Source organism: Shewanella piezotolerans WP3 (assembly GCF_000014885.1).
Taxonomy (GTDB): Bacteria; Pseudomonadota; Gammaproteobacteria; order Enterobacterales; family Shewanellaceae; genus Shewanella; species Shewanella piezotolerans.
The window spans coordinates 1,887,708-1,899,778 of record NC_011566.1 but is presented as its reverse complement, the minus strand read 5'-3'; the positions used below and the strand labels follow the sequence as shown (position 1 = coordinate 1,899,778).

Genomic DNA, 12,071 nt, shown 5'->3' with positions numbered 1-12,071 from the left:
TTAATGATATTCAATAACCTGTTACTACCTAAAGTTCTCCATGACCTTGTAGTACATCATCCCTAGTGCCAATGCCTGGTTTCCGAACCATTCATTTAATGGGATCCGTAAGTGAGACATCTCAGCAAAGAGATTAAACTCTAGCTGCTCTCCAATAATGGCATTAGCCATTATCTCTCCCATAATATGAGAGGTTGCAACCCCATGACCCGAGTATCCTTGGCAATAAAATACATTGTTAGAAACTTTACCTAACTGTGGAATTCGATTGAGTACTATGCCAGCCATCCCCGTCCACTCATACTCTATATTGATCCCTCTCAGTTGTGGGAAAGTACGCTCCAGAGCAGGCCTAAGTTCATTAGCAACATTTTTAGAATCTCGCCCCGAATAGTTAGTTCCTCCACCAAACATTAAACGGTTATCAGCGGTTAGTCGGTAGTAATCCAGTACAAAACGGGTGTCATATACCGCAACATCTTTGGGGATCAAATCATGGGCCTGCTCAGAGGTAAGTTGTGCAGTGGCGCAATTCCCAAGTGATGCAGGAAACAACATGCCTCTTAATTTTTTTCTCGCCAATTTATGATAAGCGTTTCCTGCGAGCACGACACTGTTGGCAGTAATCTTGCCCTTTGCAGTCGTCACAGTAGCAAGTACGCCATCATCAATATCAATGACAGCAGAGTTTTCAAAAATAAGTGCCCCTAAACTCTCCGCAGCCCTCGCCTCACCAATGCAAAGATTGACTGAGTGCAGATGCATATTGCGTTTATTTAATAACCCACCATGATACAAAGGCGTGTTGATATACTCAGGTAATTGCTCTTTAGTTAGCAACTCAAGTTCACTATCCATGCCATGCTTGCAAGCCTCATCATAGGTCTGCTGCAACTCGTTTATGTGACTCGTTTTATAGGCTGTATGCAAATGTCCATACTTAAGATCGCACTCAATGGCGTATTTCTTTACTCGCGTTTTAATAATTTCATGTCCACGCCAACGCATATTCCACACAAACTGCTCAGCATCAGTGCCTAACTTATTGCGTAGCTGCTTAATCATGGCTGTATCACCTGACAAACTGCCCGTCACCTGTCCACCATTGCGTCCTGTCGCTCCCCAACCAATCTTATTGGCTTCGACAATCGCAACCTTGTAGCCCTTCTCACAAAGCTCAACGGCCGTCGCTACGCCAGTGAAGCCACCACCAACAATCACCACATCAACACGTATATCACCCTCTAACTCAGGGTAGTCAGTTTCAGTATTGATGGTAGCGTTATAGTATGAGTTGCAACGTGGTTGTGACATAACAATTTCCTTTTGAGTAATTGATTACTTCTTGTTTTATATTTTTTACATGGCGTTCAGTATATCCATCTTTAATGTTGGGTCAAGTCATCATAAACCTGAATAGTGAAGACAAAAAATTTGTCACTCTTCATTCGATAACTTTATATCAAGTCGGTTTACTCCATTTGAAGCAATAACTTGTCGAGTGATATTTCAGCGACTATCTTCAATAGTGAACGGTAAATACCTTTTACATAGATAAGTCGTACACGTCGCCTTCAGCTTCACTCTTCTTAACTTATCCATGAGCAGAGAGTATTGCCGCAAAAGATAGAACATATGTTGTCGAGAGGCGCACAGGCTTAGCTCTGGGTAGATTCGGCATATTAAGTCACGATCAGAATAAGGACTGTGAAATGAAAAAACTCGGTTTAGTAATTGTTATCCTCGCGCTTAGTGCCTGTGCATCTGCACCCGCTACATGGAAAGGCATGTCAGAAAGAGATATAGCTGCATGGAAGGAAATTGGTTTTAACGCTGAACAAGCTCAAGCATGGAAAAGCGGCGGTTTCACCCCAGAGCAATCAGAGAGTTGGTCTAAACAAGGCTTTAACCTTACCAGCGCGACAAGTTGGAAAGGACAGTCTTTTGATGCTGAAGAAGCAAAAAACTGGAAGACTGGTGGGTTCGATGTAGACAGTGCCGTTGAATCTAGAGATAAAGGTTTAACTCCAGTAAAAGTTGAATAATTCAATTCATATGTAGGTAGAAAGGCACAATTCATGTGCCTTTTTTTGTTTTCGACAATTAGCCCTTTCTAACTAAGCTCGAGATCAATGCTCTAAGCGCAGCAGGTTTCACCATTTTGGCCATGTAGTGGTAACCTCGAAGCTGAATGTCATCAATCAAATCTTTACGAGTATTAGCGGTAATCAATATACCTGGAAGGTTTTCACCATAAAGGTTTCTGACACCATCCATCGCATCAACGCCATTTTGATCGTTATCTAGATGATAGTCTGCAAGTACGATATCTGGAGCAACTCCTTTAAGCCCAAGTTTAATTCTAGCATCGGCAAAGTCGCTGGCGCAGATAACCTCACACTGCCAACGCGTTAATAAACTTTCCAACCCCGCCAAGATGGCCTCTTCATTATCAATACACAATACTTTCACGCCTGCTAAAGGTTGCAATAAAGAGGCTACTTTTTTTGGCGTAGGTGCAGTAACCTTTTTACCAAGTGGCACTTTAATGGAAAATACTGAGCCCTGCCCTAATATTGAACTGACGTTGATCTCATGATCTAGAACACGACTAATCCTGTCTGCAATGGCTAACCCTAACCCCAAACCACTGGCACTTTTACTTTCAGGGTTATCTAATCGCTTAAACTCTTTAAAAATCTCTTTGGTTTCATTCTCATCAATACCACAGCCTGTATCAAGCACTTGAATTTCAAGTTCTCCTCCGCGATAACGGCAACCTAACAAAACACGGCTTCCCTTGGCATAACGATACGCATTAGTTAAGAAGTTTTGTAACACGCGCCTTAAGAGGCTTGGATCTGAATTAATGGTCGCCGAACAAGGAATGGCGCTAAAGTTAATTGAACAATCTTTAGCCATTGCCTCAAACTCAACTGTTAAGCCATCAAGTAGATCTGCAATAGCAAAGTCTCGTCGATTTACATCAACCATTCCTGAATCCAACTTGGAAATATCGAGTAAGTCCGTCAATAGCTCTCCAGCTATTTTCAGCGAGCTGTTAACGTGATTTAAGGTTGTCTTTGCCTCTAAATCTAAGTTTGGATACTGCGACAAAGATGCCGTAAAGAGTCGAGCTGCATTTAATGGTTGCATCAAGTCATGACCAACGGCCGCTAGAAATTGGCTTTTCGATGCGTTTGCCATCTCCTCTTGCGCCTTCGACTCAAGCAGTTTGCTGTTAAGCATGGATAACTCGTAGGTACGCTCTTTAACCCGAGCCTCAAGGGTTTCGTTTGACTCTTGCAGGGCTTTTGCTTGTAAACGATACTGAGTAATATCAGTAAAAGTCATGACAAAGCCACCACCTGGCATAGGATTGCCCTGAATTTTTATGACTTTACCATCTCTTCGTTGCCGCTCAGATACATGTTGAGTGCCGTTGCGCATATGTTGCACACGCTTTTCGACTTGCTCTTCAATATCGCCAGCACCACAATAGCCGCGTTCAGCATTAAAACGAACGACATCGCTAATTGGCATGCCTGCTTGTAAAAAATTGTCTGGATAGTCATACAGCTCGGCATATTTATAGTTCCAAGCCACCAAATTCAGATCTTTATCGACCACACTCATGCCTTCATAGGCATGTTCGATGGCACCTCTAAGCATATCTTGGCTTAAAATAATTTTAGAGGAAGCTTCATCAACCAGACTAAACACTTCATCAAGAGCAAGATCACGACCTTGCATGACGGAGTCCATCACCAATGATGCACTTGAGGCACCAAGCACCCCCGCAAGCATATGTTCGGTATGCGCGATGAGCTCAGGCGGTGCAACTTTATGCCAGCTATCACTTTTAACGGCATCTTCAGAAAAACCCGAAAAACTCTCGTACGCCCTTGTAGGGCTGACAAAGCGACTCGCTAAAATAAGTAAATCTTGCTGTGAAACTGGTGCACTCTTACGATTGGTATCATTTTTTAACCGTCCTGGGGTAACAAAAGCGCTAGCTTGGATACGTTCAGCAACTCCCGCTCTAAACCATACTGAGCCCAACATGTAACATGCGCAATTGGCAAGCAGTGCAATTAAGATGTCGCGTACATTGGGCTTAATAGATTCTAAAAGGGCAATATCTGTCGATACAATCCCCGAATGTTCCGCAGCCCCCTGCAACAAGATATAGCACCAACTGCCAAAACCCACTGCAAGCCCTAAGAACACTCCACTGCGATTACCATGTTTCCAATACATACCGCCTATTAACGCTGGCGCCAACTGTGCAAACGCGCCAAATGACAGCATGCCTAATGAGGACAACGAATCGTTATCCATAAACGATAGGTAACTAAAATACCCAAGTCCCAGAATAAGCATGATGGCTAGGCGGCGTGCATTTAGCAGCAGGTGAGAAAATTGACTGAAATTTCTGGCCTTTATCTGCCCTGTTCGCAACATCAGTGGGACTAGCCATTCATTGCTAACCATTACACTTATTGTCACCACAGCCACAATGACCATGCCCGTCGCCGCTGAAAGTGTTCCGAGCAATGCCACAACGGCCAGCCATGGTTTATCCAGCGCCAATGGCAGGTTTATCACATAGGTGTCAGCCGCGACAGCATCGCCAAGCAATAGCTTGCCCGCGAGTGCAAGTGGCGCAACAAAAAGGCCAAACAGTAATAAGTAAACCGGAAACATCCATTTGGCTTTAACCATGGTTTGTTCATTAGTGCACTCCACCATCATTACGTGAAATTGCCTTGGCATACACAAGAATGCAGCCATGCCCACCAGCAGTTCAGGCATGAGTGATTCAATACGAAGATTAGGTTCCTTGATTAAATCTTTAGCACTTGCTTGCTGCCAAATATCGGTAAACCCATCGAAAACGCCAAAGCTTATGACGACACCAACAAGTAAAAATGCCCCTAATTTTACAAGTGACTCAAAGGCAATCGCCAACATCATTCCGGGGTTATGCTCGGTCGCATCAAGCTTTCTGGTACCAAATAAAATAGCAAAAATGGCTAATAAACCAGTAATAACCAGCGAGACTTTAGCGCCGTCAAACAATGCCCCCTCTGGCTGAAAAAGATTCAAGCTGAACACCATCGCTTTAAGTTGCAGTGCTATATAGGGCATGATGCCAAACAGGGCTATTAAAGTTACGATTGCTGCAAGTACTTGAGATTTCCCATATCGTGCGGCAATAAAATCGGCAACTGAGGTAATGTTTTGTGCCTTTGACACAATCACCATCTTTCTCAGCAGGCCAAAACCAACAGTGAATATTAAGATAGGTCCAATAAAAATGGGGAGAAATGACCAAAGGTCATCGGCAGATTGACCAACCGTGCCGAGAAAACTCCAAGATGAACAATACACAGCAAGGCTTAAACCATAGATCCAAGTTTGGATCCGCTTCGTGATACGACTGAACCAGCGCTCAGCTCCCCAAGCAATGAGGAACAAGATACATACATATATGATGGCAATGGTGCCAACCAGAACAGTCAAATTCATAGGATTCTCTTTTTTTTACCTATTTTGCGGTAAAAACCAAATGAAATCTAGCCAAAAATAAATTACAACCATTTAAAAAATAAGGATATTTTTTTACTAGACCAAGGTCTAATAGAGATATAACCCTCACACAATCCATACTCATCTCACGCAAATTAGATAAGGGAAGCCCAATGAGCATGCAGTCTCTCTACAAAGTTCCAAGTGAAATCGCAGCCAATGCACTTGTAAATGACGAACAATATAAAAAAATGTATCAGGAGTCGATTGTAAACCCTGAAGGTTTCTGGAGAGAACACGGCAACCGTATCGATTGGATGAAACCCTTTACTAAAGTAAAGAAAACGTCGTTCGATGACCATAACTTGTTCATTAAATGGTTCTATGATGGCACGCTTAACGCGTCAGCCAACTGCCTAGACAGACATTTAGAAAATAATGCCGACAAAGTGGCTATTATCTGGGAAGGCGATGACGCAAAAGATCAGCGTACTATCACCTATGGTGAGTTGCATGCTGATGTATGTAAGTTTGCTAACGCCCTTCGCAGCCAAGGCGTAAGACGCGGAGACGTAGTAACAGTTTATATGCCTATGGTGCCAGAAGCCGCAGTTGCCATGCTTGCCTGTGCGCGCATTGGCGCTATCCACTCTGTGGTATTTGGTGGTTTCTCACCCGATTCTATCGCCTCACGCGTCATTGATGGTAACTCGAAAGTTGTCATTACTGCTGATGAAGGTGTTCGCGCAGGCCGTATTATCCCGCTTAAAGCTAATATCGATGAAGCACTATCCCACCCTGATGTTGATTGTATTGAAAAAGTCATCGTAATGAAGCGTACTGGCGGCGACATCAACTGGGTCGAAGGTCGTGATATCTGGTGGGAATCTTTAATGGAAACGGCCTCCGAGCATTGTGTTCCAGAAGAGATGGGCGCTGAAGATCCGCTATTTTTACTCTATACCTCTGGCTCAACCGGTAACCCTAAAGGTGTGTTACACACTACAGGCGGTTATATGGTTTACGCTGCGATGACTCACGAATATGTCTTCGATTATAAAGACGGGGAAGTGTATTGGTGTACCGCGGATGTCGGTTGGATCACCGGGCACTCATACATGGTTTATGGGCCACTTGCTAATGGCGCTACCGTGTTAATCCACGAAGGTGTGCCTAACTATCCAAGTCCAGCTCGCTTAGGTGAAATGATTGACCGACATAATGTCAATATCCTCTATACCGCTCCCACGCTTATTCGTGCGTTAATGGCCGAAGGTAAAGAGCAGTTCAATGGTTTCGACGGCAGTTCACTGCGCATAATGGGCTCAGTTGGAGAACCGATTAACCCTGAAGCATGGCGCTGGTATAACGATGTAATTGGTCATGAGAAATGCCCTATCGTTGATACGTGGTGGCAAACAGAAACTGGCGGTATTTTGATTAGCCCACTACCAGGTGCTACAGATACTAAACCTGGCTCAGCAACTCGTCCATTTTTTGGTGTACAGCCAGCACTTGTTGACAACATGGGCAATATCGTAGAAGGGGCGAATGAAGGAAACCTAGTGATTCTTGATTCATGGCCTGGACAGATGCGCACCGTATTTGGCGATCATGACCGCTTTGTACTGACCTACTTTAAAACCTTTAGAGGAATGTACTTCACCGGTGATGGTGCGAAACGCGACGAAGATGGTTACTACTGGATCACTGGACGCGTTGATGATGTGATAAACGTATCAGGTCATAGATTGGGTACAGCAGAAGTTGAAAGTGCCTTAGTTGCCCATGAGCAAGTTGCAGAGGCCGCAGTTGTTGGCTATCCGCATGATATTAAAGGTCAGGGGATCTATGCTTATGTGACGCTGACGAGGGGTACGGTAGAAACTGAAGAGCTACGTCAAGAGCTTCGCCAATGGGTTAGAAAAGAGATTGGCGCACTAGCAACTCCTGATCTCATTCAGTGGGCTGGCGGCTTACCTAAGACACGTTCAGGAAAGATTATGCGTCGATTCCTACGTAAGATTGCCGCAAATGAAGTGACAAACCTGGGCGACTCTTCAACGCTTGCAGATCCTGCAGTCATTGACACACTAATTGAGTCTCGACTTAACCGCAGCGAATAACTATCGATTCGAATTTTAAATCGATTAAAGGCTACAACATCGAAATGTTGTAGCCTTTTTGCTCTTCGCTTTTGCTTAGATTAATGATTGATCCAGTGTTCACAACTCAATTCGGCGACTTTCAACTCTATATCATAGGGAACGGGCTGCGGAGTTTTAGTTAGTGATTTTGCATCCAGCGCAATTCTTTCCAAACTCAATGTTTGCAACGCTAAACCTAGATCCATAATCTCAATCGGGTTACCGTCGCCTGCTGAAAGATTAACCAAGTTTGCATTAGATAATAGGAAGAGCTGTTTGTTACCCAAATCATAAGCTGTTACATGGGGTCTAATTTGCTGTTGCTTATTGCTCATTTTTTGTAGTGCGGCTACGTTAATTTCGCGCTGAAAATGTCCAGCATTGGCAATAATGGTTTTGTCACGCATCAATTCAAAGTGTTGCTGTTGTAGAGTATCGTCACGGCCAGTAATCGTTATGACCATGTCGGCGTCAGGTAACGCATCCGCAAGCTGCGCCGTATAAAACCCTTCAAGGTGCGCTTCCAGTTTAGCTAACGGATTAATTTCAACGACTGTAACGTGTGCTCCCATCCCCCGTAACCGCTGAGCAGTGCCGCTACCACAATAACCATAGCCAACAACGACCACTTTCTTTCCATGCAGCATCACATTGGTAGCTCGCATAATACCATCAACGACCGAGGAGCCCACACCGAAGCGATTTTCGATAATGCGTTTTGACATCGTGTCGTTAATAATTAGCGTACTCCACTTATTAGATTTAAAGTCTTCCCTTAAACGATTAGCTCCTGTTGTGGTTTCCTCTGTGGCTCCTATAATATGTTGCTGAAGGTGCTCAAACTGCGGGTCAGTGAAGATAAGTTCATGTAGATCGGCGCCGTTATCGGAAATAATGTCCGGGTTAAACTGCAGTACAGCCTTACAGTAATGAATATGCTCCTCAAATGATTCGTCTCGCTTAGCAAAAACATGTACACCATAATCGGTCACGAGTGCCGCAGCCGTTTCATCTTGCGTTGAGCCAGGCGACCCGGTGATAACGACTTTTGCACCACCCTTAGTTAATGCTTCTAACCAAACCCCCGTTTTCGCCTCTACATGTAAGCAGATCCCAATAGTTAGCCCTCTAAATGGTTGCTCTTTTTCTAATCGCTCGATAAGACTGCGCATAATCGGCATATGGTGTTTTGCCCATGCAATACGTTTAGTCCCTTCTGGCGCAAGACTTAAGTCAGCAACTTGATAATTGTCGAGTGAAAGTGTCATAGGTACCTCTGTTAATGATTCTGACATGGTCAATGAGTTACGACATATGTTGCTGCAACTGCTGTTTAGGAAAAACAGAATCAAATACAAAGACTGTTTCTATGCGGAAATAATCACAGGATGAAAATACGCTTAATGCGTCTTACTAAGCTGACAGCTGGATAACTGCAGGCGGCTAACGTACTATCAACGAGGGCGACTTAATTTCGCCGTCGGTCGAACCCAATTGTTGAGAACAGATGAGCATAAACCTAAATTTACTGATGACCTTCTATACCGTTGCGAAGCATAACTCGATCACTTTAGCGGCCGATGAATTGCTTGTATCTAAATCGGTAGTAAGCAAACAACTTAAAAAGCTTGAAGCTGACTTACAATGTACCTTATTGCAAAGAACGACCCGGCGTATGTCGCTAACCGATGAGGGCAAATTTTTATTCGATAGCTATGCCAATATTTTTAACCAGATAAACCAATGCCATGATGTGATTGACCGTAAAAATGACACCTTAAGTGGCTTACTCAAAATCCGCTTACCGAGCGTACTAGAACATGATGCTCATTTGATGCAAGCTGTTAGCCGTTTTATAGGCTTACACAATGGTATAGAACTCGAAATTAGCTATGGTTATAGCCTTGAGGATATGATCAGCGACCGGGTTGATTTGGCATTCCACATTGGCGAACTTACCGATAGCAGTATGAAGGCAAGAAAAATTAAAAATATTGGCACTCGGGTTGTCGCCTCCCCTGCCTACATTAAACTCAATGGAAGCCCGTCTTCGCCGCGAGATCTTGCTCATCACCGCTGTATGAATTACCGGAGTTGCCTCACTAAAGATAAATGGAAATTTAGTCAGCAAGATGAAGAATTTGAGTTTATTGATATAAAATCTTCTATTCGCTCTGACTCTGAATCCTTACTGGTGGAGATGGCAAGCCAAGATATTGGCATAGCTTGCGCCTTGGATTTTGTCTGTCAAACTCAACTGCAATCGGGGGCATTGGTGAGTTTACTTGAAGATTATACTTGGCAGACCGAGTTGCATATCGTCTACCCAAGCCACTCTGTAACACCTTTTAAAGTTCGCAAATTCATAGACCATATACTGAGCTATTACGCCTAGCGTCATGCCAAGCTCCCAAGCCTTTAACGCAAAATGAGTAATACTGTGCAACTTCGAGATTATCAGCAACAATCGGTTGATGCTGCCATCAACCACTTTAAGTCAACAAGCGATTCTGCTGTCCTTGTCCTCCCCACGGGAGCAGGTAAAAGCATCGTAATTGCTGAACTTGCCCGAATTGCCAAAGGCCGTGTGTTAGTGCTCACCCACGTAAAGGAATTGGTCGCACAGAATGCTGAAAAGGTCGGCTTGCTAACTGACAAAGCATCTATTTATTCTGCGGGATTAAATCAAAAATCGACCCGCGGTAAGACCGTGGTTGCTAGTATTCAATCAGCCGTAAAGCAGCCAACGCAATTTAATGAGCCTTATAGCCTAGTTATTATTGATGAGTGTCACCGCGTCAGTCCGGATAAAGATAGTCAATATCAGCAATTATTAGCCCACTTAAAGTCAAAGAACCGCAATATTAGGCTATTAGGATTGACGGCAACCCCATACCGTTTAGATTTAGGGTGGATTTATCGTCATCACTACCACGGGAAAATAGGTAATACCGATAAGCCTGTATTCGAAAAATGCATCTTCGAACTGCCCATGCGCCCCTTGATCAAACAAGGCTTTCTAAGCCAACCAAAAATGTTTGATGGGCTTAGCGCCCAATATGACTTTAGCGAGTTAACAGCATCGCCTACAGGTCAATACAACGAATCAGAGGTTGATTCCTTACTTAACCATTGTGGCCGTGCTACTACCGCTATCGTTAAACAACTCATTGCACTCGCTAAACATCGCCAAGGGGTAATTATCTTTGCCGCTACGGTTAAGCACGCCGAAGAGATAATGGCAAAGCTTGAAGGGTATGAACCTGCACTGGTCACAGCCAAGACTTCGCGTGAAGATAGAGATCTGCTCATCTCATCCTTCAAAGCTAAGCAGATAAAATTCTTGGTTAACGTAGCCGTGCTAACCACCGGCTTTGACGCCCCTCACGTCGATCTAATCGCTATTTTACGTCCAACAGCCTCAGTGAGCCTATTTCAGCAAATGGTAGGCCGTGGTTTGCGGATTGATTCAGGTAAATCTGAATGCCTTATTATTGATTATGCAGCCAATGGCTACGACCTTTTCTATCCAGAAGTTGGTCAACCTAAGCCCAATAGCAAATGTAAGCCTGTGCAAGTGCATTGCCCTGTTTGCGACTTCGCCAACATCTTCTGGGGGCTAACCGATAATGACGGAGATATTATCGAACATTTTGGCAGACGCTGCCAAGCACTTATAGAAACGACTCACGGTAAACAACAGTGTGACTTTAGGTTTCGCTCCAAAGCTTGCCCCAATTGTGGAGAAGAGAACGATATAGCGGCAAAAGTGTGTAACCATTGTCAAGCAGTGTTGGTCGACCCCGATAAGCGCCTTAAAGAAGTGTTACAGCAAAAGCACCACCACCTTTTTAAGTGTCAAAACATGCTGCTTGAACCAGATGGCGATCGTTTAATCGTCCGCTACATCGATATTGAAGGCAATGATTTTTGTCGCTACTTTAAAATGCAAACTGCGGCGCAAATAAGGGCTGTATTTGCGCTGTTTATTTACCCTCATAGTAAAACGCCAGGCATGAAACATAAAAAGTATCGCTCTGCTCAGGAGCTTGCTAATGATGCCGACAGCTTTAGAAAGCCAGATCTATTACTACTTAAGAAAGGCAAAAAAGGCTGGGATCTGCTTGAGTCCATTTTTGACTACCAAGGCCGCTATCAAACCGAGCCGAGCAATATCGAGCAGTAACTATCAAGTGAGACACTGGTCATTTTGAAATATCCACCATTATAGAAGAGCGGTTTGAGCAAACTTGGGCATTTCTCAACGGTTCCGTGTAGAGCGACTAGTTAACAGTACCTTAAGCATATAGTCGAAAATTCAGCAATGCGATTAACACGACTAAAAATATCGATTAGAACTAATCCGTAGCCTATGTTATAAAGTGCTCAAGC

7 protein-coding genes are annotated in these 12,071 nt (G+C 43.9%); 4 read left to right on the top strand and 3 right to left on the bottom strand.

Annotation, left to right across the window (positions count from 1 at the left end; all coding sequences use genetic code 11):
* Nucleotides 1-24: 24 nt before the first annotated feature.
* A complete protein-coding gene (locus SWP_RS08180; protein ID WP_020911985.1) occupies nt 25-1,314 on the bottom strand; it encodes an NAD(P)/FAD-dependent oxidoreductase in 1,290 nt (429 codons plus the stop codon).
* Nucleotides 1,315-1,712: 398 nt separating this feature from the next.
* Here SWP_RS08180 and SWP_RS08175 point away from each other — a divergent pair, with 398 nt between their 5' ends.
* A complete protein-coding gene (locus SWP_RS08175; protein ID WP_020911984.1) occupies nt 1,713-2,045 on the top strand; it encodes a hypothetical protein in 333 nt (110 codons plus the stop codon).
* Nucleotides 2,046-2,103: 58 nt separating this feature from the next.
* On the opposite strand, the gene SWP_RS08170 is transcribed toward SWP_RS08175, so the two are convergent.
* Complete coding sequence (locus SWP_RS08170; protein ID WP_020911983.1) at nt 2,104-5,532, bottom strand: hybrid sensor histidine kinase/response regulator; 3,429 nt, start codon at nt 5,530-5,532, stop codon at nt 2,104-2,106.
* A gap of 173 nt (nt 5,533-5,705) precedes the next feature.
* Here SWP_RS08170 and acs point away from each other — a divergent pair, with 173 nt between their 5' ends.
* Nucleotides 5,706-7,658, top strand: coding sequence for an acetate--CoA ligase (acs, locus tag SWP_RS08165; protein ID WP_020911982.1), 1,953 nt, complete (start codon nt 5,706-5,708; stop codon nt 7,656-7,658).
* A gap of 80 nt (nt 7,659-7,738) precedes the next feature.
* On the opposite strand, the gene SWP_RS08160 is transcribed toward acs, so the two are convergent.
* Entirely contained in the window at nt 7,739-8,947 is a 1,209-nt protein-coding gene (locus tag SWP_RS08160) for an adenosylhomocysteinase (RefSeq protein ID WP_044555784.1), read from the bottom strand.
* A 239-nt stretch (nt 8,948-9,186) separates the two neighbouring features.
* Here SWP_RS08160 and SWP_RS08155 point away from each other — a divergent pair, with 239 nt between their 5' ends.
* Nucleotides 9,187-10,074 carry a LysR family transcriptional regulator gene (locus tag SWP_RS08155; protein ID WP_020911980.1) on the top strand — a complete coding sequence of 296 codons (888 nt, stop codon included), beginning with the start codon at nt 9,187-9,189 and terminating at the stop codon, nt 10,072-10,074.
* A gap of 45 nt (nt 10,075-10,119) precedes the next feature.
* A complete protein-coding gene (gene radD / locus SWP_RS08150) occupies nt 10,120-11,865 on the top strand; it encodes a DNA repair helicase RadD (RefSeq protein WP_020911979.1) in 1,746 nt (581 codons plus the stop codon).
* Nucleotides 11,866-12,071 lie beyond the last annotated feature (206 nt).

What these genes read in the sequence shown, in the direction of transcription:
- SWP_RS08180 (WP_020911985.1), bottom strand. Translation starts at nt 1,314, where the DNA reads ATGTCACAACCACGTTGCAACTCATACTATAACGCTACCATCAATACT.
- SWP_RS08175 (WP_020911984.1), top strand. Translation starts at nt 1,713, where the DNA reads ATGAAAAAACTCGGTTTAGTAATTGTTATCCTCGCGCTTAGTGCCTGT.
- SWP_RS08170 (WP_020911983.1), bottom strand. Translation starts at nt 5,532, where the DNA reads ATGAATTTGACTGTTCTGGTTGGCACCATTGCCATCATATATGTATGT.
- acs (WP_020911982.1), top strand. Translation starts at nt 5,706, where the DNA reads ATGAGCATGCAGTCTCTCTACAAAGTTCCAAGTGAAATCGCAGCCAAT.
- SWP_RS08160 (WP_044555784.1), bottom strand. Translation starts at nt 8,947, where the DNA reads ATGACACTTTCACTCGACAATTATCAAGTTGCTGACTTAAGTCTTGCG.
- SWP_RS08155 (WP_020911980.1), top strand. Translation starts at nt 9,187, where the DNA reads ATGAGCATAAACCTAAATTTACTGATGACCTTCTATACCGTTGCGAAG.